Origin of the sequence: Streptococcus pantholopis, from assembly GCF_001642085.1 — a bacterium.
GTDB classification, from domain to species: Bacteria; Bacillota; Bacilli; order Lactobacillales; family Streptococcaceae; genus Streptococcus; species Streptococcus pantholopis.
Genome location: NZ_CP014699.1, coordinates 613168 through 639433, shown reverse-complemented (window position 1 = coordinate 639433; position 26266 = coordinate 613168). Strand labels below are relative to the sequence as shown.

22 protein-coding genes are annotated in these 26266 nt (G+C 41.3%); 2 read left to right on the top strand and 20 right to left on the bottom strand.

Translation table 11 applies throughout. The features are described from left to right. Positions 1–948: a DHH family phosphoesterase gene (locus A0O21_RS03020; RefSeq protein WP_067061033.1), complete on the top strand. Its 948-nt coding sequence runs from the start codon at positions 1–3 to the stop codon at positions 946–948. Positions 949–1120: 172 nt separating this feature from the next. After that, entirely contained in the window at positions 1121–1363 is a 243-nt protein-coding gene (locus A0O21_RS03015) for a type B 50S ribosomal protein L31 (RefSeq protein WP_067061030.1), read from the top strand. A gap of 337 nt (positions 1364–1700) precedes the next feature. On the opposite strand, the gene A0O21_RS03010 is transcribed toward A0O21_RS03015, so the two are convergent. From A0O21_RS03010 to A0O21_RS02910, 20 genes are all read right to left on the bottom strand, one after another. Beyond that, the gene (locus tag A0O21_RS03010; RefSeq protein ID WP_067065082.1) at positions 1701–3077 is read right to left on the bottom strand and encodes a collagen binding domain-containing protein; all 1377 of its coding nucleotides are present in this window, start codon (positions 3075–3077) and stop codon (positions 1701–1703) included. A gap of 449 nt (positions 3078–3526) precedes the next feature. Beyond that, positions 3527–4630, bottom strand: a complete 1104-nt coding sequence (locus A0O21_RS03005; RefSeq protein ID WP_067061027.1) for a family 8 glycosyl hydrolase — start codon at positions 4628–4630, stop codon at positions 3527–3529. Between the two features lie 8 nt (positions 4631–4638). Beyond that, complete coding sequence (locus tag A0O21_RS03000) at positions 4639–5949, bottom strand: glycosyltransferase family 2 protein (protein ID WP_067061024.1); 1311 nt, start codon at positions 5947–5949, stop codon at positions 4639–4641. A 142-nt stretch (positions 5950–6091) separates the two neighbouring features. Continuing rightward, positions 6092–6880, bottom strand: a complete 789-nt coding sequence (locus A0O21_RS02995; RefSeq protein WP_067061020.1) for a hypothetical protein — start codon at positions 6878–6880, stop codon at positions 6092–6094. After that, positions 6880–8034, bottom strand: coding sequence for a non-hydrolyzing UDP-N-acetylglucosamine 2-epimerase (wecB, locus tag A0O21_RS02990; RefSeq protein WP_067061017.1), 1155 nt, complete (start codon positions 8032–8034; stop codon positions 6880–6882). Before wecB ends, A0O21_RS02995 begins: the two co-directional genes overlap by 1 nt. Before the next feature lie 444 nt (positions 8035–8478). Continuing rightward, positions 8479–8784 (bottom strand): cupin domain-containing protein, encoded by a 306-nt coding sequence (locus A0O21_RS02980; protein WP_067061010.1) that lies wholly within the window; start codon positions 8782–8784, stop codon positions 8479–8481. 3 nt (positions 8785–8787) lie between these two features. Then, complete coding sequence (locus A0O21_RS02975; RefSeq protein ID WP_067061006.1) at positions 8788–9126, bottom strand: cupin domain-containing protein; 339 nt, start codon at positions 9124–9126, stop codon at positions 8788–8790. 538 nt (positions 9127–9664) lie between these two features. Then, positions 9665–10348 (bottom strand): DUF4956 domain-containing protein, encoded by a 684-nt coding sequence (locus A0O21_RS02970; protein ID WP_067061003.1) that lies wholly within the window; start codon positions 10346–10348, stop codon positions 9665–9667. A 134-nt stretch (positions 10349–10482) separates the two neighbouring features. Then, the gene (locus A0O21_RS02965) at positions 10483–11220 is read right to left on the bottom strand and encodes a polyphosphate polymerase domain-containing protein (protein ID WP_067060998.1); all 738 of its coding nucleotides are present in this window, start codon (positions 11218–11220) and stop codon (positions 10483–10485) included. Between the two features lie 262 nt (positions 11221–11482). After that, entirely contained in the window at positions 11483–12451 is a 969-nt protein-coding gene (locus tag A0O21_RS02960) for a zinc-binding alcohol dehydrogenase family protein (RefSeq protein WP_067060995.1), read from the bottom strand. A 328-nt stretch (positions 12452–12779) separates the two neighbouring features. Further along, a complete protein-coding gene (locus tag A0O21_RS02955; protein WP_067060992.1) occupies positions 12780–14288 on the bottom strand; it encodes a zinc ABC transporter substrate-binding protein AdcA in 1509 nt (502 codons plus the stop codon). A 236-nt stretch (positions 14289–14524) separates the two neighbouring features. After that, positions 14525–15922, bottom strand: a complete 1398-nt coding sequence (locus A0O21_RS02950) for a C69 family dipeptidase (protein WP_067060989.1) — start codon at positions 15920–15922, stop codon at positions 14525–14527. Between the two features lie 130 nt (positions 15923–16052). Continuing rightward, positions 16053–16964 carry a DNA-binding protein WhiA gene (whiA, locus tag A0O21_RS02945; protein ID WP_067060986.1) on the bottom strand — a complete coding sequence of 304 codons (912 nt, stop codon included), beginning with the start codon at positions 16962–16964 and terminating at the stop codon, positions 16053–16055. Next, positions 16961–17938, bottom strand: coding sequence for a YvcK family protein (locus tag A0O21_RS02940; protein WP_067060983.1), 978 nt, complete (start codon positions 17936–17938; stop codon positions 16961–16963). Before A0O21_RS02940 ends, whiA begins: the two co-directional genes overlap by 4 nt. Further along, positions 17935–18825 (bottom strand): RNase adapter RapZ, encoded by an 891-nt coding sequence (gene rapZ, locus A0O21_RS02935; RefSeq protein ID WP_067060980.1) that lies wholly within the window; start codon positions 18823–18825, stop codon positions 17935–17937. Before rapZ ends, A0O21_RS02940 begins: the two co-directional genes overlap by 4 nt. 181 nt (positions 18826–19006) lie before the next feature. Further along, entirely contained in the window at positions 19007–20020 is a 1014-nt protein-coding gene (gene galE, locus A0O21_RS02930) for a UDP-glucose 4-epimerase GalE (protein WP_067060978.1), read from the bottom strand. Positions 20021–20057: 37 nt separating this feature from the next. Next, the gene (locus A0O21_RS02925; RefSeq protein WP_067060975.1) at positions 20058–21422 is read right to left on the bottom strand and encodes a DUF4832 domain-containing protein; all 1365 of its coding nucleotides are present in this window, start codon (positions 21420–21422) and stop codon (positions 20058–20060) included. 74 nt (positions 21423–21496) lie between these two features. Then, a complete protein-coding gene (gene pelG / locus A0O21_RS02920) occupies positions 21497–22945 on the bottom strand; it encodes an exopolysaccharide Pel transporter PelG (protein WP_067060972.1) in 1449 nt (482 codons plus the stop codon). Next, positions 22933–24354, bottom strand: a complete 1422-nt coding sequence (gene pelF, locus A0O21_RS02915; RefSeq protein WP_067060969.1) for a GT4 family glycosyltransferase PelF — start codon at positions 24352–24354, stop codon at positions 22933–22935. The genes pelG and pelF overlap by 13 nt, the downstream gene beginning before the upstream one ends. A gap of 9 nt (positions 24355–24363) precedes the next feature. Continuing rightward, positions 24364–26193 (bottom strand): DUF2194 domain-containing protein, encoded by a 1830-nt coding sequence (locus A0O21_RS02910; RefSeq protein WP_067065079.1) that lies wholly within the window; start codon positions 26191–26193, stop codon positions 24364–24366. Between the last annotated feature and the right edge of the window lie 73 nt (positions 26194–26266).

The following is a 26266-nucleotide window of genomic DNA, read 5'->3' as shown; positions in this document are numbered from 1 at the left end:
ATGACACTATTTGAACAAATCTTAGCAAAAATTAAGCAGTATAATACAATCATTATCCATAGACATATGAAACCTGATCCTGATGCACTGGGCAGCCAGCTTGGTCTCAAAGAAATCATTAAACACAACTTCCCGGATAAAAAGGTCATCACTCCAGGTTACGATGAACCTACACTAGCCTGGCTGGGACAAATGGAAACTGTAAGTGACAGCGATTACTTAGATGCTCTAGTAATTGTAACTGATACTGCTAACAGGCCGAGGATTGATAGCAGCAGCTATGAACAGGGAGATTTTCTTATTAAAATCGATCATCATCCTAACGACGACGCCTATGGAGATCTTATCTATGTTGATACTGACGCTTCCAGCAGCAGCGAGATTATCGCCGATTTTGCTATGACCCTGCAGCTACAACTTTCAGATGAGGCAGCACGCCTTCTTTATGCCGGAATTGTCGGTGATACCGGGCGTTTCCTCTACCCTTCTACCAGCAGTAAAACCTTCTCTATAGCCAGCCAGCTGAGAAACTATCATTTTGATTTTGCAGCTATCGCACGACAAATGGACAGTTTTTCTTTAAAAATTGCAAAACTGCAGGCTTATGCCTTATCTAATCTTGAAATTGACGAAAATGGTGCGGCACGGCTGGTTCTAACTCAGGAACTGATGAAAAAATTTGATATTACTGATCCTGAAACATCTGCCATTGTCGCTACTCCAGGTAAAATCAACAGCGTGGAGGCCTGGGCCATATTTGTGGAACAGCCTGACGGCCACTATCGTGTGCGCCTGCGCAGCAAATCACATATCATCAACGGCATCGCTAAACGACATGCGGGCGGTGGCCACCCTCTGGCCAGCGGTGCAAATTCATACAGCCTTGAGGAAAACGAAATCATTTACCAAGAAATTAAGGCACTGTTAAAAAACAGCCCAGAGCCGTAAGAATCAGGTGCTAAAAACCCTGTCTTATCTTTCTAGGCAATTATCTATCAGTCTCAGGCAAATAATCTATTTTTTTGAATAAAAAGCTTGTCAAGCCAGTTGAGTTCTGGTAAAATATAATGGTTAACAACTATGGCAGGCGTCTGTCATGGCAGAAAGGAAAGAATTTAAAATGAGAAAAGACATTCATCCGGAATATCGTTCTGTCGTCTTTATGGATACTACTACCGGTTATCAGTTTCTTAGCGGCTCTACACGTACTTCTAACGAAACTGTAGAGTTTGAAGGAAAAACTTACCCGCTTGTTCGTGTCGAAATTTCATCAGACTCGCATCCCTTCTATACAGGACGTCAAAAGTTCACACAGGCAGACGGCCGTGTGGATCGTTTCAACAAGAAATACGGTCTCAAATAAGCAGCCGCATTTACCGACTAAAAACAGTATTAAGCCAAGTTCGATTTCTTCGAATTTGGCTTTTTTGTTTTTGATTCTATTTAACACGACATGATTTATAAGACAAAACTAATTAAAATCATTTAGCAATCTTATTACTGCAGCAATTAACTGAAACAACTGTAAACGCTTTTAGATCAATTCTGTTGCTGTTATCATTTCAGCTGAAGACGGCTTAATTTTTTTGAGTCTTTTATTTAACAGAAATTCGCTAAGAGAAGCTGCTTTGTCAGGCAAGTTAAACAAAAAAGACAGAACCCTAGGTTCCGTCTTTTATGATTTATGTGAATTGTCATTCTCAATTTTTCTTAGCTTTTTGGCCAGTGAAAAGCCAAATCGTGATACTGACTACAATAATACCTATGATAGGCAGTAACAGCCTGTTTTCATCACCAGTGCTGGGAAGAGAAGCTTTTTTAGCTTTTTTACTTTGTGATGAGACTGTTGTTACCGGACCGCCTTCAGAAACTGAACTGGTTGTGCCAGTATTTTCAGAACTGTTGTTAGTTGGACTTGTTGTAGCTGATTCTGATGTGCTTACTGAACTTTCCGTTGTCGTTCCTGCTGTTGTCGTTGCAGCATTTTCTGTTGTCGTTGGTGCTGAAGTTGTCGTTGCATTTTCTGTTGTTGTCTGCGTGGTTGTTGTTGTTTCCTCAGACACATTAGGGAGAATCCTCGATGACGCACTGCCGTATGCAGCTTCTATACGGGCATACCCTGTCTCAGTAGTATAGGTAATATTTTGGCCTGAAATAGCAACAGAATTTGTCATATCCGTACCAGCAGCCTGCGCAGAAGTCAAACGCGTATCATATGATAGGAAAACCGCATTATTACTGGTTCCTCCTATAGTATAGGTGAAGCCGTTCGTTTTTCCTAACGCATCGTTTGTATAAGTAATATCTTTTGAAAAGTCATAATGATAAGGACGTGAAGCCGCCTCATCAAGTGAGTCGACAGGATCCCCGTCAACAAACTGAAGCTGGACACCAAGCATTGATTCCGGAATCAGTTCCTGCCCTTCGCCAAGTGTATCAGCAATTGTCAAGTTTTCAACTAAACTTTGCTGACTGTTAATTAAAACACGCCAGTGGATAATACTGGAATCAAGATTATCCTGATAGCCCGTCTTAGTAATAACTGGACTGACAGGTACCACCGTATGTTCTTCCACTATCAGCGGATAAACCACTCCTTCATATGTGATATTAATAGGAGTGTTTGTAGGAACGGTATTATGATTGACCAGCACATTAAAATTTAAAGACATTTGTTTATCAAGCGGAAGTCGTTCAAAAATATCCGTGAAGGTCACAGTGACCTCACCTGTTTCAGAATTGATAATAGCTTGACCGGCTAACTCACCGCTGTCGTGCATGACCTCAAAAGGTATAGTAGTGGAAAAACTCAGCTGCTCAGGTAATTTGAGCGTTAAAGTATCTCCTGCTTTAATAGCTTGTTCATCGGGAAAAGTGATACGGTTACTAACCGCCAGAGGCTCCCAGTAACCTACTGAAGCATTTTCTGACAGCAAGGTTCCATCTTCTTTCGTCACAGTAGCTGTGTTAGTATAATTTGTAACCGACTCTGCTTTAACTGTCTGACTTAATGAAAAGATCCCTATTAAAGCCGCTAAAACTGTAAGTAAACTTAAAAGTTTTCGCTTCATTTTCATAATTGTTAAAACCTCTTTATTTATAAGTATAGATGTCATAATAACATCTATACCAGCCATTTTAACATAGAAATAACAAAGAAACAATCTTTCTTCAGATTTCCTAAACATCATGTAACATTTGTAACCAAAATGTTTCATACTTCTAATAATCTAAAAAATGAATCATTTGCTCATTCAAACTATCTTTTTTGTTTCACCTACTCTTTTATTAACAAACAGACTGGGAGACTAAAAAGGAAGGGAGAAGAAAAGGCATGTAGACTGATTTCAGTACCAGCCGCCTGACCGCACCCTTCTAGTCGTCTTGGCAGGGGTGCGTCTGCCAAATCAGAGATTTCGGACTTACCGCCTATTTTCCTTTTGCGTTTTTAACGGTCTTTGTATCTTGTTTTAAAAAACTCTTGGAGAGTTCCGGCCGACTGGGCTTTCTCCAAGAGTTTTTGATATTATAATGATTCTAAAGCGACTAAAGTGACTAAAGCTGCTTCATAGTAATTTTCAGAAGAGAGTTCAGTCATGAAAATGTATTTGTTCTGCTGAACCAGCTTACGGTAATCATTATTTTTATTAGCTGCATAAAAAACCGGAGCAGAAAAACTGGAAGCCTGATACTGGTTTAAGGGCTGGCCTTCTAAATCATATCCTGCTTTAATACTGTCTTCCTCCATAAAGAAGTCCAGCATTTTTGTTACTATTTTTTGGCTCTTATTATCCTTGCTTTGAGCTAAATTGTAGGGGAGACGACAGGCATTGTATGAATAGTCCCCATCATTTTCTGTTGAGATATCGTTGGGCTCTGCAGGAGATACTGTATCGCCGTCAACCCAAACAAAATCAGGAACAAGTCCGGTTTCATATTGTTGGCTGACAGTCTCTAATTTGGAAAGCATTGAATCTTTGATGGTCAGCCAGTCTTTATTGCCCGTAAGGTCATAAAAAGCCTGAAACTGAGCTGGTAAGATGTCTGATGTTCTGACAAGATTATGAAACTTACTGTCTGCAGTTGCCCAGTTGCCGACAGTCAGAATTTTTTGTTCGCTGTTATAATTATATGTCAGAATATCTTGTAAAATCGCCTGTGCCTGTTGCAGATAGTCATCAGATTTTTTAGGCCACTGTTTCGCTGCTTTTATCAAAGAATAAGCAATATAAAGGTCGCCGTCTGTAGCATTATTGGCTTCAGCACTAACTTGGTTTTCAATAACTGTCTGCCGCCAGGACATTAACTGAGTCTCTCCTTCCCTATGAGAAAGGTAATACTGATAGAGTTTTTCAAAATCCTCCTGCTGCGCTTGGCCTTTTTCTGCCGCATCAACAGCAATCAGCATACCATAGCCCTGTGCTTCGGACAAGACAATATCTTTGTCTTTGTCCGTGCTTGTTTTGACATAAGCATAATCCTGTCCTGCAACAACAAAGTGCTGCTGCCACTCCTTATAACTGTTCTTCTGTAAAATACCTGTGCTGTCCTTTCTGGCATAGAACATAATAGCTGTCAAGGCTGCTAAAACTACTGTAAACCAAATAAATCTAAATTTTGTTCGCTTCACATCTTCTCCTAACCTGCAAATCGTTTTGTTTTAACCCATTTAGTCCCATCACGCCGGAAAATCTTATCAAGAGTTACCGAAATAACGGAATCAATAGAGACTATAATGAACAGCTGCGCATAGGTAAAATAGGCAGCCAGAGCCAGCCACACCTGTCTGACTGTTGCCTGTCCAAACTGTGTAGCTAAGGAAATATTAATTTGTAAAAGATAAAGTAAAATCATCAGTATCCAATTAAACAGCATCAGCTGGGTAATATAGATATTACTTGAATCAAAGGTAAAAGGCAGACGAACATCTGGAACAAACAGATGAAGTCCCATAGCTGTAATATTAGCCAGAAAAACAAGGTCAGATAAAATAATGGCGGCATTGAACCAGAAGAAAGTACAAGAATAGTAAAAGACTTCCAATTTTACCCGCCAATTGCTTTTATCAAAAAGGTGTTTAAAATTGGCCAGAACGACTTCATAATTGCCTTTTGCCCAGCGTTTTCGCTGCATGTAATAAGTCTTTACTGTTTCAGGCTCCTGCTGAAAAGCTTCAGAATTATAAGCCAGTGCAATCAGCTTTCCGCTCTGCATAATTTTAAAGGAGATATCCGTATCTTCTGTTAAGGCGCCGTTGCGCCAGCCGCCGATGCTTTCCACAAATTCACGGTTGATGATAAAATTTGTGCCTGGAATACGGCCTATTTTAAAGAGATGCCACATACCGACATGCTGAATGCGCTGAGTCACGACAATTTCCTGATTGATGCAGCGTGTCAAAAAATTCTGCTTAGCATTGCGTGTTTTATTGCGGCCAAAGGCAGCAACATGACGGTCGGGATTTTCTAAAACCTTCTTGACCAAAAAATAGAGGGCATTCTTTTCAGGCATTGCATCCGCATCATAGACACAGATATAGTCACCTTTAGCCATTTTTAAAGCATCATTGAGAACTCCGGCCTTGCCGCCTGTCCCTTTACGGTCAATAATCGTGATATCCCTGCCAGCATACTTAGGCAGTGCTTCTACCTTCAGACATTCTGAATAGGTATTATCATCACAATTATCTGCGAACAGCAAAAGTTCGACTTTATCATGCGGGTAGTTCATATCCAAAATCGCACTGGCTGTTTGTGCAATAACGACATCTTCATTATGTGCAGGAACAACAATTGTTACTACAGGATACTCCTCTAAGGGATCAGTATTAACCTTAAAATTACTGTGTTTCAGCCAAAAATGTGTAGCCGAAGATAGAGTCATCAGACTCCAGGCCAGTGAAAACCAGATTGAAACCAGCGTTACAATCATAATAATCTGACTAATCATGTTTAACCACCTTAAAGTTTTTATTGACTTTATTATAAATAACTAGATAACAAATAAATAAAATTAAAAAACAGCCCGCAAAAAACAAACTCAGTACTAAAGCAAAAATGAAAAAAATATCCGTTAACATAGAAGCTCCTTGTTAATATTCCACAATAATATCAGTCTCCAGTTGTCTGAGCAAATGGTTTAGGGCATCATCAAAATCTTGGTAGTCATGCAGATTAGCTTTATTAAGCAAAAGATAGCCACCTTGATATTGAACTTCGTGGACACTCTTGGTGTTGCGAAAATGCAGAGTTGCTAACTCAGGCAAAACCCGTTCTTGAAAAAATGTCTGAAAATTATCACTACTATCGGGAGAAAAGATAATGAAATCACCATCCGATAAATAAAAAATCTTTGAACCGTAATTGCAGTATCTATGCAATGTCATCTTGATTCGTTTCAGCATGCGGCGGAATTCTTTAGAATGGATTTGCTCAAAATAATCATTGTGAGCCCAGTGCATCAGATAAATCTGCAGTTCTTCTTCACTTTCAGTCTCAATCATTGCGGCATAATCCTGATAATAATGATAAGCCTTTTGCGTTTCATCTTTGACTTTGGATAGGCGCAGATGGTGCTGATAGACCAGCCGCTTGGCTAATTCCAGAACAAGCGGAAAGGTAAGAGCAAGCAACAGTCTCTGATAAAGCGGAATATAAACAACACCGGCTACTAAAATAATGGTTGAGAGCGCCAATGAAAATAAAGTGAGCCATGTTGCCATCATATCACTGAGAAAAACAGCACTCAGCAAAGCAAGGATAAGCAGGAGTACAATTTCATATAAAAAGCCGTCAGCCATGGTAAGCGTAAAGGCAACAATCGCCCCACTCAATAAGACGAGACCCAGTGTTTCTAAAATAAGATACTTTCTTTGATACATTATGACTCCTTAATTCCAAAATCAAGAGGCCGGTTAGCCGACAGACCAAAATAATAAGCAATGGCCTGTGTGATGCGTTTGGCAGCATCCCCATCACCATAGGGGTTAGCCGCCTGAGCCATCCGCTGATAGCTTTTTGAATCTGTCAGCAGCTCTGTTACAGCTTTTTTAATATTTTGGCCTTCTGTCCCAACCAGCTTCAGGGTTCCTGCCAAAACACCTTCAGGACGCTCTGTTGTGTCACGCAAAACAAGCACCGGTTTCCCCAGAGAAGGCGCCTCCTCCTGTACACCGCCTGAATCAGACATAATGAAATAGCTCCTGGCAGCAAAATTATGGAAGTCAGCAACATCTAAAGGGGCAATTAGGTGAATCCTATCATGGCCGCTAAGAAAGGCCTGAGCTGTTTTTTGAACTGCTGGACTGAGATGAACCGGATAAACAATATCAATATCATCGTAAGAATCTGCAATCTCTCTGAGAGCCCTAAACACCTGCTGCATGGGTTTTCCTTGATTTTCACGCCGGTGCATGGTCACCAAAATCATTTTGCGGCCAGGAGAAAGGCTGTCCAAAAGCTGATGGCGGTAATCGTCTTTAACAGTCAGGCTCAAGACATCAACAGCCGTATTACCTGTTACAAATATAGTCTCCTCAGGACGGCTTTCCTTTAATAAGTGCCGCCTGCTTTCTTCAGTCGGAGCGAAATAAAGATCTGCTACAGCATCAGTCAGCTGTCTGTTCATTTCCTCAGGAAACGGCGAATATTTGTCCCAAGTCCGAAGTCCGGCCTCGACATGGCCGACTTTAATTTGATTGTAAAATGCTGCTGTAGCAGCAGCAAAAGTTGTTGTGGTATCTCCGTGAACCAGAACAAGATCCGGCCTGCTTTCTTTTAAAACAGGATCCAAAGCCGTAAAAATATTAGCAGTGATATCCGTTAAGCCTTGATTGGCTTCCATGATATCCAAATCGTAGTCTGCCGTGATGGCAAAGACTTTTAAAACCTGATCCAGCATTTCTCGGTGCTGGCCGGTAACAACGACAATTGTTTCAAAAAAATCGTCCTGCTTCTTTAACTGATGTACAAGAGGAGCCATTTTAATCGCTTCTGGTCTTGTTCCGAAAACAAGCATTACTTTTACTTTTTTCATAGCTTAATAAGAATAATCCTTATAAATTGATTGTCTTTTTTACACTTTGGTTAATTTGTTACTAAACGAAACCCCTTGATAATCAAAGCTCAAAAAGCACTTTTGTGATTATCTCACAGAAATATTAAAAACAAATGATTCTTATATTTCTGATTGGTTAAAAATTATATTTTTCATTTTTTTGCTGTTCCCTTCTTAATCCTTGATAATACAGCTTTTTTAGACAAATAATTAAGACTTTTGTTATAAAGTTGTAATAATAACTTCTTCTTTCTGAGAAAAAGATCTGCCTTTCCTTTTTTTGCCCAATAAAAAACTCCTAAAAGTATGCTGATAAACACAGCGCTTCTAAGAGTATACATGTATTTTATTCTCATCAACAAAAGGTTTTTAACACCTGACTTATTTCCCTGACATATTTGCCGGCACATCCAGCTTAAATTCCTATAATTCTATCTGTAAAAATTGGCTTCTTTGTATGGCTTTAAAAGCGTGAGTCTGATTCTTCTGAATAACCATTAAATCCTGTTTGGATAAAATCTGCGCAGTTTTATCAGCAAGTGCCACCTCTAAACGGCCATCTAAAACCTGAATAATTTTTGTTCGCAGACTGTTTTCACTGCTTATTGTCTCTCCTTTATCCAGTGAATAAATCATTATCGGATTGCTAAGACCCAGTTTTTTTGATAAAGAGCGGCTGGTAATTTGACCATCATGGTAGCGAACCATCTGACTGAGATTAATTTTCATGATTTAATTCTCTTTCTTAACAACAGTAAGCAACATTTGAAAAGCGTCCTCTGCATACAGTGAATGGGGGATATCTGCTGGCATGACAATCGTTTCACCGGCTTTGACGATAAAGTCATCCTGATCAATCGTGATCTTAGCTTTGCCGCTTAAAATATTCACCATTGCATCGCCTGAGGCTGTGTGGCGTCCGATTTCCTGCCCCTTATCCAGTGAAAATACTGTCAGCCCCAAATCTTTTCGCTGCACCAAGGTACAGGACAGTATTTGATCTTCCTCTATAGGAACTTCCTTTTTTAAATCAAGAACCTGTGCTTGTTTAATTTTGTTAATATAAGCCATTATCATACTTCCTTTTTATTTTACACAGAATGAAAACTGGAAAACATTTTCCCGTTTAGTAAAAGACAGGCCATCTTCCTAGGTAATTTCAGTTTTTAGACCATTGACAGCCAAACAGCTCCTACACTGCCTTAAGAGATAATCTTATTTTACCACAATTCCCAGTCAAGATACAGAGCCCGTTAAAAACGCAAAAGGAAAATAGGCGGTAAGCCAGAAATCTGTGATTTCGTCTGCGCACCCCTGCCAGAACGACTAGAAGGCTGCGGTCGGCTGTTAAGGCGACAAAGCTTTCAGACGTTTACGGCTGGCGGTAAGCCAGAAATCTGTGATTTCGTCTGCGCACCCCTGCCAGAACGACTAGAAAGGTGCGGTCGGCTGTAAAGACGGCAAAGCTTTCAGTCGTTTACGGCTGGCGGTAAGGCCGTAACCTTTGATTTCGCAGACGCCTCTTACGGTTTTAAGCCGGTACAGTTTTTTTGCACTGGGATTTTAGATTTTGCTCAATTCATTTCTTAACTAGAAATATAGAAAATCATTAAAGATTCTTTTTCTTCTTAGGTTTTTTACTCAGAGAGAGGTCAATGCGGTTAACACTGTGAATCAGCTGATTAGTTAAATAATAATCGTCCACACCATCTTTTAAATCAACCTCATAATCTAAGCGCAAGTAGCTGCCTTCCTTAGAACTGCTGACAGAAATAAGGTCTGAGCTGCTGCAGCTGTTCTTGAGGACAGTGCTGATTCGTATTTCTTCTTCCTTTTCTTTTGGTACCTCTACCGTTAGATACCGTCTGGTTTGTTTGCTGTTGAGCAAAGAAAATTTTTCCATAAGCAGCCAAATAATAAGAAAAAGTGCCGTTGACAGTAGTGCCAGCAAAAGATAGCCCATACCTACCGTCAGACCGATTGCCATGGCCAGAAAGAGTGAAAGCAATTCTCTGGCACCTCCAGCTGCTGAACGGAAGCGAACCAAGCTGAAAGTCCCTGCAACCGCCACACTGGTTCCTAAACTGCCGTTAACCAAAAAGATAATTAAACTGATAATACTTGGCAGTAAAATCAGAGTGGCAACGAATTCTTTCGTATAAAAAGTACGATATTTGTAAACCCAGGCTAGAGCTGCTCCTAAGATAAGACTGGTTACCAAAGATAAGAAAAGCATTCGTGGTTCAACTGCTGCTGTTGTCTGTGTGTAAACACTGTCAAATAAATCTGTCATTTTTCTGCTGTCCTTTCTTTCTTGTTAAGTTCAAGCCCATACAGTTCTGTAGCAAGTAAAGCCCTTTACCTGGCTGATCAATAGTGCTAGAGCGATACAACTCTATAGTGATTTGAACAGTAAATCAGGCGCTTCTATTGCAAAATTCCTTGAGACTTGCGGTAAGCTGTGCCGTATTTTGAAAAAGAAGCCGGTTCAAGCTGATGTTTTTTTAAAATTTCCTGAAGCCATTCCGGCTGTTCACCAGGTGCCTTAATTTCCATAATCACTTTCCCTTCCCCGACTAAATCTCTCCCATAATGTTCTGTCAGCATGGTGACATCATAGTCGCGGTAAATTAAATTCTGATCAATTGTAACCCGAACTTTTGTTTGAGGATAGCCTTCAATAGAGTGTTTTTCTTTTAAAGAATAGCGCTCATAATAGATATACATTTTGGGCATCAAGTCAGTGTAACGTTCTTTTAAAGCCGTCAGCTCATTAATGAGCTCTTTGTCGTCAACCGTTGCATTGGTTGTTCTCCCATCTTCCATGAACCGAAGAACCGAAGATAAGTCTGATGCGATGCGGTACTTGTGACCGATACCTTCAGCATCTTTTTTCTTCAGTTCAAGGAAAACGCGGCTGGTTGCTGTTGGATTATCCGCATATGTGCGCATCCGAATTTTTTCGCGGCCGTTTTTTTTGTCTATAGAATCACGTATAACTTGAAAATCCTGATTATCAAAATAGATATTGGAAATAGTGGATCTGGGAAAATCATCTTCGACTAGATATTCTTTCAAATCAGTTAGCAAGGCAGAAACATTTTCTGCGTCTACAATATATTTTGTTTCAATACGTTTAAAACTGGTTTCAAGTTCTTTAACCATGTTCATTCTCCTTTATTTCTAACAACAATTAGTTAACTAAATCAAACATTATACGACTATTCAGTGTATTCAAAAAATTTTCCTGTCCTTGCCTCAATGGCGGATTTGTCTGATTGCACAAGGCGCTTTTCAAATATATCTTAGGCTTGTTATACAGCCATAACCTTTTGATTTTGTCTGAATAACCGCTGAATGAATGAAATCATGTTTATTAGAATACAGCCTTTTTCTTATTTTTTTATTAAACAAAAAAGACAGTCCGTTAACTGTCTTTTACAATTTGGTTAAGAACGATCACTTTGCCTAATCCTGAGCGGCTTTCCAGATAGCTATGTGCCTCAGCAATCTGCTCCAGTGAAAAAATTTTTTCGGGCCGGACATCAACATGATATTGACTGACATAATCCAGCAGTTCCTGTATCCCTTTTTGGCTGACAATGCCGGAATAAAAGCTGGTCAGATAGCTGTTGTTTTTGAGTTCCATAATCGGATCAAATTCTTCTAAATACCACTTCCCGCCAAGCTGACCATTAGAACAGACAATGCCATGTTCATTAATATGACTGAAAGAGTCTTTGATCGAAGCCGGTCCAATCAGCTCTAAAATCTTATCAAAGCTCCGTGATGTCTGCAATGTATTTTGCTGATCAACAATGATACCATCAAAACCTTTTTGCAGAAGTTCCTTTTCTTTTAATAAGCTGCGGCTGCTGCCGTAAACCTGATTATTCGGAAACTTAGCCTTTATTAATCTCAGCATGGCAATACCTACTCCCGATGCAGCTCCTCGAATAAGAGTGGTATCACCGGCCTTGATTTGCAGGTTTTTCAGCGCTCCATAAGCAGTGTAATAAGTCTCCGGCAAAGCGACCAGCTGCTCCAGAGGAAGCTGGCTCTCTACAGGGTAAATTTGGCTATTTGGCAGCAGGGTGTATTCTGCATATGAACCATCAAAATCCCGGCCCATTTCTCCCATAATTGAAATAACTGTCTGACCGATCTGAAAGTCATCAGATGTGGTTTCCGCGATTTGACCGACACATTCGATCCCTAAGATGCGGGGAAAAGTAACACTGGGAGACAGGCCCTGCCTGGTGAAAATTTCTGAATGATTGAGACCAAAACCTAAAATTTCAACTAAACTCCAGCCTTCCTTAAGTTCTGGCTTCTCTCTCTCTTCTACCACAAGAGCTTCAGGTCCGCCGGGCTGATAAACAACGGCTGCTTTCATAAAACAATCCCCCATTTCTGCTTTTTACTATAATATACCACAAGCAGAAAAAATGGGTAAATAAAAGTGTAAAATTAAAATGAAAAACACATTCCGCCTGGTTTTTCAGATTGTAGAAGTAAAAGAAACGTCTGGCGGTATAGCATAAGCCAGCCCATACTCTCAGCAGGCAGAACTTTTTTACGTTATTCTAAGAAACGCATCATCACTGCTCAGCTGGCAGAGCTTCCAACAGTCAATAATGGATAAAGCAGCGAGGCGTCCTTCAGAAAAATTTGCAGTCAAAAAGTCTGGAACAAGAGTTCCAGACTTTTGTTTATTTCAGGCTTTAGTGTGCTATAATTTCCTGAGCGATTTCCCGGCCGCTTAAATCTGCCGGATAATATGTCGGCCAGTTTTCCAGCTCTTCCAGCAGCTTTTCTTGACTTTCTCCGCCCCAGTAGAGGTGGAAGTGCTCCGCTTTTTGACTGGTGATGCCATGGTCGCTGAATTGGACATATTTGAATTCTCCTGCATTATCGTCTGTTGCTTCAAAAAGATAACGCACGCCTCTGTTTCCCTTTTTATAAGTCAAAATCTCATATCCTTTATATTTATAGGTATAAGTGTGTTCTTGACCGTTTTGCTGGAAAGTGATTGTTTTTTTCTTGCCATCAATTGTGATTTTTTCAACATCAGTCTGATAGCCGGTTGTATAGTAAGCTTTATACTCTTGGGCAGACATATCTTTATTTGCCTTTGCCTTATAATCCCATACTTCATCCAGTGTACCATCTGTCAAATAAGGGTAGACAGACTGCCATTCACCTTGCCAGTTCTTAAGAGAACGGTTGGTTACATCATCATCATCAAAGTAGCCGTTGGCCACTGTTTTTTCAGTATCCTTTTCGGCCTTAATGGTCTTGCCGGAAACATCTGTTGTTAATCGCAGAGCTTTGAGATTGGCCTGCATAATAGAAAAATAGTCTTCTCCTGCTTCGATTTGTTTCTTACTCAAACTTTCCAGAGGATTGAGCACTTGAGTTTTAACTCCGACTTCATCAGCTAATGTTTTTGCAACCTTGCTGGAAGCATTTTCCTCAAAATAAATATATTTGATATCGTACTTTTTAACATATTTTGTCAAGCTGGCCAGACGTTTAGCGCTGGGTTCAGTCTCAGCTGAAACACCGGTAATAGGGATTTGTTCCAGACCGTAATCTAATGCTAAATAGCCAAAAGCAGCATGCTGGGTTACAAAACTCGTTTGTTTAGCCTGCGATAGAGCTTCCGTATAATCTTGGTCTAAGCTCTTAAGTTTTTCAATATAGGCTGCAGCATTGTCAGTAAAAACAGCGCTCTTATCCGGATATTTTTTAATTAAGCTGTCGCGGATATTCTCCACAAGAGTTACAGCCCGCTTTGGTGAGAGCCAGACATGCGGATCGTATGCGTGAGAGTGTCCCTCATGTCCTTCTTCTTCACCTTCTTCACTGCCTGCCATAAGCAGCATATCTCCGGTCGCCTTGATAACGGTCTGCTTATCTAAATCTAAAGATTTTTTGACATCTGGTACCCAAGTCTCCATATTCTCATCCAAATAAACGAAAACATCTGCATCAGAGATAGTTGTCACATTTTTGGTGGTCGGTTCAAAGTCATGCGGCTCTGTACCTGCTTTAATCAACATTGTAACCTTCCCCTCATCTCCTACAACAGCTTTAGTAAACTCATGGACAGGATAAAAAGTTGTCACAAGATTCAGTTTTTCATCTGCAAAAACAGCTCTGACTGATACTGCTGAACCGATTAAAAACAAGCTGACGAAACTCAGCAGCCATACCAATTGCTTTTTCATAAGGCCTCCTTTTTGTTAACCAGTTAATTGTTTACCAGTTAAGTATAGCAAAACTTTTTCGGTTTGTCACTATTTTTTTATTTAAATCCTAAAAAATAGTTTTAAAGACAAACAGCGCCAAACAGTTCCCCAAATAGCAAGAAAATCAGCGATAATCAAAAACCAGCACACGATGCTGGTTTCTGATTATCTAATTTAGAAATAGAAAGCAGTCTGCCTCACCTAGTTTTGAACTTTTAATCGCTGGCAGAAAAGCGATTAGTCATCAATTCGCTGGCTTTAAAAAGGATTTGACTAAGCAGGTTTTGAGTAGCCTCTTCGACAAAGTCGCTCATTGCTTGGTTTTCAGCTTCAAAATCGACAGAGCGGCCATTAGCCAAAGCACAATCAACCTTATTAATCATGGCATGCCCTTGTGCCATAGTTTTCTCTACATAAGCCATAATAGTCTCTTCATGCTCCTGATAGTGGCTGTCTGCCAGAGCAGCAATCAGTCGATTAGTCCAATAAAAACTATCAGTGGTCACTTTCTCTCCTGTTTCTGCAAAATAAGCTGGTGTTGTGCTTACCTGAGTGAAAAAAGGAACCATGGTATTAAATGGCATCGAGCCATAGCTCAGCCACTGAATACCGCTTGTTTCCTGAGGCTGATCAGGACGCAGCTGCAGGATAGCAGTTTGACTGGTCCGGTTAATCCCGATTGGACGAAAAAGACGCTGGCTCGTCTGGCTGCCTGCAGAACTGTATGGATCGTAAATGGTATCCTGATAATGGCTGCTTAAGACATATTTGATATCTTCTATCGTTATTTTACGATAAGGTTTTTGACACCAAGGGAGGAAAAAAGACTGAGGATCTTGCTGGATGTCGGGATTTAAAAAACGCTGAATAATCCATGAGCGCGGTGTATTATAACGGCGGTCTTTATCACTTTGACTGCCAAAAGCATAGCGCGGATTAAAATGCTCATGGGTATAGGTCAAGTCCAAATGATGGTTTTCAATAAATCGGCGTAAATCACTGGCATAGAGATAGTCTTTAGGATTATTAAACTCGAAATAATCTATTCCCAGCTGGTTAGGATTCGTCACATAAGAGTCATCCGGCACACGGCGGGCAATCCAGTGATGGCCTCCGACGGTTTCCAGCCACCAAATCTCATTAAGATCGGCAAAGGCTACACCATTGGCCTCGTAAGTGCCGTATTTTTCAAGTAAGGCTCCCAGACGCTCCACCCCTTCTCTTGCTGATCGGATATAAGGCAAGACTAAGGTTAGCATATCTTCTTCTCCGATACCAGAGGCAACCAGAGGATCAGCACCTAGCACACGCGCATTGCTGGTAATTGTTTCAGTTGCGCTCATGGCAACATTCGCTTCATTAATCCCAGCTTCTCCCCAAATGCCTTCATCAGCAAGAGCATTTGGCACAGAGGTATAGCTCAGAGGCACCTCGGTCAAGGGCAGCCTAAATGATGACAAAACTGACTGGTATTCAGCAGGCTGATCCTTTGGCTGAATAAGCTTGAATGCTTTTGGGCAAAAACTACCCTTTTGTGAATCCTCTGTTCTGGCAATCAGGGCAGAGCCATCGTAGCTTGCCTTCTTCCCCACTAAAATTGTTGTACAGCCCATTTGGCTTTCTCCTTTCGATAAACATGTCTAAATGCAGATCAAGCGGTTTTGGCACCTCATTTATGCCTGCCTTCTCTTAGTGCTTCACATAGTATGTACAGCAGAACAAAAAAGCATCCTTAAATTACTCCTACAGCTCAGCTGCTAATTTATTAATCTTGCGCAGACGGTGATTAACACCGCTTTTACTTAGAGGTGTCTCCAATTTATCAGCGATTTCCTGCAGAGAATAGTCCGGATGATCCAGTCTGATTTGGGCAACCTGCCTGAGTTCGGCAGGCAGTGCTTCAAAACCGATGGTCTCTTTTATTTTAAGGATATTGCTGATGGTTTTCATGCTGGCTGCCACCGTTTTAGCAATATTGGCTGTCTCTGCATTATTAGCACGATTTAAATCATTGCGTGTTTCACGCATTATCTTTGCTTCCTCAAAAACTTCTTTCGCCTGCATTGCACCGATTAGGATAAGAAAATCCATGATGTCTTCTGCTTTCTGCAGATAAGTTACAGCTCCGTTTTTACGGTTAATCACTTTAGCATCCAGCATAAATTTGTGCAGCAGATTGGCTAAATCCTCAGCATGATCCTGATAGACTGAAAATATTTCCAGCTGATACTTCCCTGACTCAGGATCGCGAATAGTTCCGGCAGCAAGAAAGACCCCCCGCAAATAAAAGCGGCCGGCTTCATCATCATCTAAAATATGCGGTTCAATCCCAGTTGCAAGGCCAAAAAATGAATCGGCCAATTTCAGATCGGATAGCAGCTCTGCTACATGCTGAGCCAATAATACAGTGTAAATTCGATTTTTGCGTAAATTAGGCTTTTGATGGTAGCTGACCTCAGGTACAGTATGGTAAATACTTTCAATAAGAGCATAGATGTATCTGGCAATCTTTGCGTTCTCAGTCGTTATGGATAAGTTAAGGCTGTGGTCAGTTAGACTGAGACTGCCGGACATTTTGATAATTGCCGCCAATTCGTTTTTGTCGTTTGTCTGTACTCTTAGAATCTCTTCCTTGACTGTCCGGGTAAAGGTCATCTTTTTCGCATCCTTACTAAATTCATCAATTCTTCGACAACAGATTCTCCGTCATGGAAAGCTCCGCCGTTTTCTAAACGCAGAAAATTTGAAGAAATCACACGTTTCACCGTCTGGCTTAAGCCTTGAAAATCATGCTCAACCTGAATCAGATACTCATCAAACTTATTGGAATTCATATAGTCCTGCGGTACTTTTTCAACGTTGACCAAAACAGTGTCAATGACATCTTTCCCGAGGTGACGGTTGAGAACAGCAACATGGTCTGCATCTGTGAAACGCTCAGTTTCCCCATACTGGGTCATAATATTGCAGACATATGCTACTTCTGCTGCAGTATCGACAAGCGCCTGTCTGATTTCGGGAATAACTAAGTTGGGCAAGATAGAGGTAAAAAGCGAGCCAGGCCCAAGAACGATCATATCGCTTTGCATAATGGCCTCTACCACTTTGCGGCTGGCTTTGGGCACCTCATCATTATAGGTATTGGTCACATAGACGTGATCAATCATCCCCTTATAGTCTGCAATTTGACTTTCTCCTACGACTTCGTGGCCATCCTGAAAGACGGCATGCAGTGTCAATGGCTGCTCACTTGAAGGGTAGATTTTCCCCGTGATATGGAAAAATTTTGTCAGAAGCTGAATTGCATGGTAAGTTGACCCCTGCATTTCAGAGATTCCGGCGATAATCAGATTCCCTAAAGGGTGGCCGGCCAAAGCTCCATCTTGCTCTTTAAAGCGGTATTGGAATACTTTTTCATAAAATTTGGGCATATCACTCATGGCGACCAAAACATTACGCAGGTCTCCCGGCGGTGTCAGCTGCATGGCTGACCGTATTTCACCGGATGAACCGCCATCATCGGCTACAGTTACAACTGCAGTGATATCCACATCTTCCAAACGAAGACTGTTGAGAATAACCGGTATGCCGGTTCCGCCTCCAATAACAGTTATTTTAGGTTTTTTCATGAGCGATTTACGGTCTCCTTACGGCGGTTTTTATCACGATGGCTTTCGTTAACCGCCCAGTTGGTCTTGAGCTCTTCAGCTAAACGGTGGGCAAAGGCAACGCTGCGGTGCTGACCGCCTGTACAGCCAACTGCAATTGTCAAAATAGATTTGCCTTCTTTCTGATAGGCCGGAAGAATAGGGACAAGCAGGTCCAGCAGGTGCTGATAAAAGCTTTGTGAGGATTCATGCGCCATGACATAATCAAAGACTTTCTGATCCAGTCCAGTCAGTTCGCGCATTTGCGGATTATAATAAGGATTAGGCAGGAAACGGACATCAAAGACCAAGTCAGCATCCAAGGGCAGACCGTATTTAAAGCCAAAACTCACGATTTCAATCCGAAAAGCAGATTGGTCTGTCTCGCTGGAAAACTGTTCGGAAATCGTTTTTCGCAGCGCCCGCGGTGTTAAATCCGTTGTATCGACGACGTTCTGACTTAAATTTTTTAAAGGAGCCAGAAGCTCTCGTTCCATCTTGATTCCGTCCATGACGCGGCCAGCCGGGGCAAGCGGGTGGCTGCGGCGGGTTTCTTTATAGCGGGAGACTAGTTCGCTGTCTGTCGCATCCAAAAAAAGTATGCGCAAATCAACCGCCGGATTCAGCTCGATTTCATCCAGAATATTCTGCAGTTCTTTAAAAAAATGACGGCTACGCATATCAACAACCAAAGCAACTTTGTCGTTGTCATCGCTTGTCTCAGCCAGTTCTAAAAATTTAGGAACCAGAGCCGGCGGCATATTGTCAATAGTAAAATAGCCTAAATCTTCAAATGACTGGATAGCAACAGTTTTTCCGGCACCGCTCATTCCTGTGACAATCACAAGACTGGTTTTATTATCAGGCATATTTCGCTCCTTATTGGATATGGTTGCTGACTGCAGTTTTTAGCAGAACTCTCAGTCTGTCAGACTGAGAAGCAGCCTTATTACTGTCAGCCAGCTATACGTTGTGTTCTAAATTCCATTATAGCATAAAAACACGGCAAAGCCGTGTTTTTCTTTTTTATTGCAGCCAGAAACTCCAGACTTATTTTTGATAGCCGTCAGGATTTTGGCTTTGCCATCTCCAGGCATCTCTTACCATATCTGATAAGTCTCTTTTAGCCGTCCAGCCCAGTTCTGTCCTTGCCTTACTCGGGTCAGCATAGCAAATCGCTATATCGCCGGCACGTCGTGCTTTAATCGTATAAGGAATCGTTACTTGATTGATGGTTTCAAACGTTTTAACCAAATCAAGAACGCTGTATCCACTTCCTGTCCCTAAATTGTAGACCTTGGCTCCTTTTCGTTTAAGATTGTTTTTCACAGCAAGAACATGGCCTTCTGCTAAGTCAACAACATGTATATAATCGCGGATACCGGTACCATCAGATGTATCATAATCATTGCCGAAAACATTCAATTCCTTCAGTTTTCCGACCGCAACCTGAGTAATATAAGGCATAATGTTATTTGGAATACCATTTGGCGCTTCCCCAATCAGACCGCTTTTATGGGCACCGATAGGATTAAAATAGCGCAGATTGGTCAGCGACCATTCCGGATCTGCCGCTGCGACATCATTCAGAATTTGTTCCATCATGACTTTTGTATAACCGTAGGGATTGGTTGCCGAAGTTGGCATATCTTCTGTTAAAGGGGAAGGATTATGCATGCCGTATACGGTTGCGCTGGAACTAAACACAATGTTTTTAACCTTGTTCTCAGCCATCGTCTCTAAAAGAGTGATAGTGCCTGTAACATTATTGTGATAATACTTCAAGGGCTGCTCAACGGACTCGCCGACAGCTTTAAATGCTGCGAAATGAATGACAGACTCAATCGCATTCTCCCTGAAAATTTGATCCAGGCACTCTTTATCCAAGATTGAACCTTCATAAAAAGGAATTTTCCGGCCCGTAATCATCTTTAGCCTGTTTAATACTTCAGGAGAGCTGTTAGAAAAATCATCAACTACGACCACATCAAATCCCGCTGCAATCAGTTCGACAACAGTATGACTGCCGATATAGCCGGCACCTCCAGTTACTAAAATGGACATATTTTACCTCATTTTCTAAATAATAGCAGGACATCTGTCACTCAAATAAAACCAAGCGATTTTGCTCTTCCTGGCCTTTCACTGCAAAATAGACAGCATCTTTGCCTGTCATTGGATCAACAATTCCTATTGAAATACGGTATTGATTTTTAGTGGCATCAGCCACATCTTTTGTTGTTAAATCTACGGAGACTGTTTGCTCTGTATCCGGCAGCAAACTAGTCAGCTCAAGAGGAAGTTCCGCCTTTTCAACCACTCTTCCCGTAAGATCCTGAACATAGACATAAGCCTGCCAGTCCCTGTAAAAAGGGGCTACCCCAGAATTTTTCCATGTCATAGTCAGTTCTGTACTGCTGCCGCTCTCCTTCAGATCTGCTGCAGAGAGCCATAAACGGTAGCCCATATTTTTTAAAACCGTGTTATAGCCTTTTTTATTATCGCTGACATTCTGAGCAATTTTAGGACCGAGAAAAGTTGTGTGAGACTCCCGGATGAGATGGACGGTCTGTTCTAAATTCTTCACCAGCATGGTCTTCATCGTATTAGAGCTGGTAAATTCACCGCCAATTGGCGATTCCTGCCAAGCATCCGGCATGGCCACAAGATCCTTTTCTCCTGTTTGATCATAAACACCGCCTGACTCAATCCAGTCCAGCCATTCATTGGTGCTGGTCAGATGGCCGGCCATATCATTATAAAGGCCAAGCTGATACTTCTCAGCAGCTTTAAAAGACCGGCGCATCAGCAAATCCGCCTTAGGAAAAGCAGACAGCCAAGGTTCTATATACTGTTCTCTCACAGATGCATCGGGGAGCTGTCTGATACCAGCCTCGAGGTCAACATGCCATTCTCCCCAGTGTCCTAAGCCGCCAAGTTCAATGAAACTGATTAACTCTTCATTTCCCCAGTGCTCTCCCATTGCTTCTACAGCCCTTTGGTAATAGCTGATTAAATTTTCGTCAGCATAATTCGGTGAGAAACCCTTCCCAAGTTCCGAACGGTACCAGTCGCCAGGATCAGCCATCTCATCTGTCAGCCATTCAGGAATATCCTGGTGTCTGTCATCAGACGGATAGTCTAAAACAAAACGCAGGACGATGTGTTTGCCTTCATCCCGCCATCTGGCAAATTGATTTTCTTCTTCAATGGCTTCCCAATTATAAACCCCTTTTTCAGCTTCCAGCTCTTTCCAGGTAATGTCCACATACACTAAGCTGATATCATCAGATACTACATCTTCAAGGGCGGATGGTGCATATCCCATCAAGGGATTGGCTAAAATATTATCCGAATAGGAATAAGTCCTTTTATATATAGATCTTTTCATGAAATAAGTTGAAATTAAAAAACTTAAACCGACAACAGTCAGAACGATAAAACTTATCAGCACTTTCTTTCTCATTATCCCGCCTTTTCTAAGTTAGTAAAATATCCCTGTCATTATACTAAATTACCGCTGTTTGAACAAGCTATTTATCAATCAAAGTTTTTTTCTTCATTCCCCAGCCAGTTTGCCAAATGTGTGAAAAAACCGCTCTTTTCTGCATGATTCAGTGGCTGTCTGCCCAGCACATGGTAGGGTAAGTCTTCTGTAAAAGTATTTAATCTGGCAGAGGCAAAGATAAACAGCAAGGCTGATGCTGCAAGAAAACCAAAACCATAAAAATATTTATCAAAAAACTGCGAAGCAATAGTCAAGAAAAGGCTGGCCACAGCAAAAAGTCCTGCACATTTCTTAGCTCCCTTATAATCAGCAAAGTAAAGCAAGGCCATCAAATAGGCATTGCCGACAGCATACAGACCGTAAGCCAGACAAAGAGTCTGAAAATAGCCCCGCATCTGACCATTAAAACCCAGAGGCAAATAATCTAAAAGTGTCGTCCCAGCAAACATAACCAAAATAGTGGCTAACAACTGTTTCCAGCCCAAATACTTTAATTCATTATTAAGAACCTCCAGCATCTCGACTTCACTCTCTTCAATTTCTAAAAGATTTCCCCCTTCATTGTAAAGCCGGTAATAGGTTTTAAACTTCGGATAAAAGAAAACCTCAACAGATATCACAAAATTAACAGTTGACACAAGAGTGGTTAAAAAAGCAAACATAGCCGGAATATCATAAGCCGGAGCACTGCGGAAAATGCCTGCCATTTCTCTGCCTAAAGGACTGAACCAAATCACAACAATATGGGCAAAAAGCCCGATAAACAAATAAATGCCGACTTTGCATAAGTCAAAGAAGGAATCAAACCATTTTAAAAATTCAAAAGAAGGCCGGTGATTAGCAGGAAAATATCGGTTTAAAAGCCAAACCAACCACAAAAGCATCAGGCCGTAAGCTAAAACAACACTGCAAAGCAGGCCGTCTGAAAAAGCCAGAGAGAGACTGAAAAAGCCAAGCAGAAGGGTAGTGACAACGGCAGCCAAAAAACCTGTGATAATACTGCGGTAATCCTTAATGACCGTCAAATAGTTCATAGCATTCCAGATAAGCGTTAATTCCCCAAACAGCAGCAAAGACAAAATCATCTGCAAGGGGGAAATACCTGAAACAATCAGAAACGTTCCGTATAAAATTTCTCCCAAAAACAATGCACAGGCACTGGAAGCGTAAAATGAAGGTAAAATGCGTTCTGTTTTATGTTCGTAGAGCATATCCGAAATATAGCGCGTAACAATAAAAGAGAATAGATTAGACACTGCCAATGATGCTAAAATAGCATAAGAAAGCAAGACCATCAGACCGTCACGCTGACTATTATCCATTTTACCCGTAAAGCTTAGAAAAACAACAGCAGCGTTAAGCGCTATTCCTAAGATAACCGGTCCCCCGTAAATAATACCGGCATAACTGTAAGCCTTTTGTTTCGACAGCAATCCTTCCCGATTGTGAATTTTTCTTAGTTCAAAACCTATACCTGCCATGAACGTTCATACTCCTTATATAATTGTCGATACTGCTGAATCATTTGCGGATATTGATAATAGCGCTCAGCACGCTTTTGGGCAATGGCTCCCATCTGTGTTCTGGCGATAGGATGTTCACTCATTTTTATCATTGCCTCAGCTAAACCTTCGCGGTAAGTCGGCGGGACACAGTAGCCTGCCAGACCAAGTGAGTCGTCTGGTTTTCCTTCAAGCAGTTCCCGGCAGCAGCCGACATCTGTTGTTACGCAAGGCCGCCCCGCAGCCATTGATTCCAAAACAGATAAGGGCTGCCCTTCAGAAATACTTGTCAGAACTGTAAAGTCCAGTTTTTCCATATAGGCTTTAATATCTACCCGTCCTGTAAAAATAAGATTATCCAGCTGCAGTTTGTCTGCCAAAGCATAACATTCATTCGCATACTCCTGATCATCTACGCCGCCCATAATATGCAAGCGGACATTAGGAAGACGCGAGGATACCTCGTAAAAAGCGTAAATCAGGGTTTTTACATCTTTTATCGCTGCTAAGCGAATAACTGCTCCGATATCAATCCAGCCATCAGCCTCTTTTCGTGCGATTTTGGAAAAACTGTCATAGTCAATACCGTTAGAAATGACCTGACACTTAGCTGGGTCACAGCCAATTTCAATCTGCGTCTCCCGAGCTTTCGTAAACAGGCTGGTAACACGGTCAGCCCGTGAATAGATTACTTCTGACAGCATATAGAAAAAGTCAGTCCACTGTTTTTTCATAGAAGGTAAAACCCAATCAGCCCGAATAATCTCCTCTTCTCTTTCACGCGTATAGATGCCATGTTCTGTTAAAAGAACTGGTTTGTGATAGACATAGCCGCCAAGCGTTGCTAAAACACCGCCATAACCCGTTGAGATCGCATGATAAAGGTCAGCCTTTGGTGCTTCTTTAGTCAAAAGACAAAGCAGAGGCAGCAGCATCGAGCGCATGGTATGAAAGACATCTGATAATGGAATAAAAGGATACTTTTCTGAGCAGATTTCCCTAACCATTTGCAGGAAGTCTTCGCTTTCTAAAAATTCGGTTGGGTGTAGCTGTCCCGACTGGAAAAGTTTGAACAGAGTCGACCAGTTGGGCTGCTCACAGGATACCAGCTGAGATAAGGCCTGAAATTCATTTTTTGTCAGCTGTTTTCGGCCACGGCCTGACGCTCCATTCTTATCCGTATCTAAATCATCCAAAAAAACTTCATGGACTTCCACAACATTTTCAGGCAGTGTATAAACAAACTGACCGCGTTTCTTCTTCGTGGCCCCGATAGCCCAGATAATAAACTCATGTTCCTTCATTTCAGTTATATACTGGTGGGCCCAAGTCGAAACACCGCCGTGGACATAGGGGTAGGACCCTTCTAAAACTAAACAAATTTTCATCGTATTTCCTTAATTTAATTCAATTGAGATTGTTCCGCTTTTGGCATGCAAAAGATAGAGGTTGCCGGTCAGATGGCTTAAGTCCCCTCCTGAAACAGACCCCGGTTTGGCATCATTATTGAGCCGAACCATTAAATAGGCCTCATCATGAAAGTTTTCCAGTTCAATAGCCAAACGATTCTCATTTTGGGTCTGACTGACTTTCAAAATAGCATAACGCTGCACAGCTCCAGCAAGCTCAGAACCTGTCAGATTACGTAAATCAGGAGCAGATGCCTGCAGCCAGGCAACATCGCCCTCAAAGCTCTCAATCATTTTTGCCCATCCATTTGCAGCACCTCGGTCTTCATCTAAGGCATCGTCAGGGTGCATAAAGTGATTATTGACAAAATGAATGTTCAATTCAGAAAAAGCTGTCAATTTAGTGTAATCATCCCAAATTGTCCCTGAAACCGTCCGTGGCTGTTCAATCATCCCGTCATCGGCAATTTCAAATTCCTGACTGTAAGCAAGGTCATCCGAAAAATAATTGCTGGCAATACTTTTAATCTGAGGAAACTGGCTGACCAGCATTTGCCGGCCTTCAGCTGAAAGAACATTAGACGGCGGGATATAGACTGACGTCTCGATATTGGGAAAAAGCTCTTTAATAAAACTGTCTAGTTCTGTCAGTGAGGCTGCCATAGCCTCTGTACTGGCCCAGGTTTTATAGTTAGGGTAAATATCACCATAATCAACATTATCCAGACTGAAAGGCTGGTGATTATAGCCATGATAACCGATTTCACCACCATTTGCCAGCAGAGAATTGCCGAAATAACTGAATCTTTCTGTATCATCCTGACGCTTAATGTTTCCAGACGTATCGTCCTCATAATTTTCAATAACCAGACCAGTGTATTTGATAGCGTACTTTTCATGGAGCTTTAATAAATCCGGCCACCAGACATTGGTGTAAAAATCTGAGACCGACATATTGTAGTCACGCTTAATGAAGCTGGCATCTCCAGCTGGAACAGGAGAAGGGAAATCATCCAGATAATAAGTTGATCCGTTAATAACAGGATAAACAGCTATATCAGTAAGCAGACTGTAAGAAGCAGCATGTATCCCACGAACAGATTTATTATAAAAACCTAAATTATCAATGACAAAATGACCGGAACCATAGTCTTTTTCCCAAACCAGCGGATTTTTAGCATCATCATCAACCCAAGCATAAACCTTGCTGTCATCAGTCAGAGAAACTGTTCTGGCAGCATCAAAAGGTTCATCAATTTTATAGGCTTTCCCGCCGCCAATCATAAAAGCTTCATCAATAAAAACACTGGTAACTACGGCATTTTCAACTTTTGAATCCACAACACCCAAATCCCGATCGATTCCCTTTAAGATTTCCTCTTGAAATAAAGTTGTCCCAAACAGAACATTGCCGCCGTCAGAAACCCAAGACATTAAATCAGGAGTTCGCTCCTGCATAAGGTCAAGTGCTGATAACAGAACAACGACTTTTTGATAAGCTGAAAAATCAGGAATAGTTTCTTTTTCGACATCCACAGTCTGATAGCCCATTCTCATATCTTTTAGAATCTGTTCAAACTGTTCTTGAGCAGCCAGACTGGAAGGATCTGCTGAGTCAACAATAAGCAAAGTATCCTTACTTAAAGACGCAAACACTTCACTGCTGGAGGGAACATCCCCTGTGAGATATGTATCATTTTGTGAATCCACTTTGTAGACTTCCCCTCGTTTTTGTACGAAAAGAAAACCCGTAATAGCTAAAAAAATAATTAAAACAAAAACAGCCTCTTTTCGGAAAATTTTCCTTCTTTTCTTTATCACTCTTTCACTCCTCACCAAGATACAAAGGGCGTAAAAGCTCACAGCAAAAATGACGGTAAGTCAGAAATCT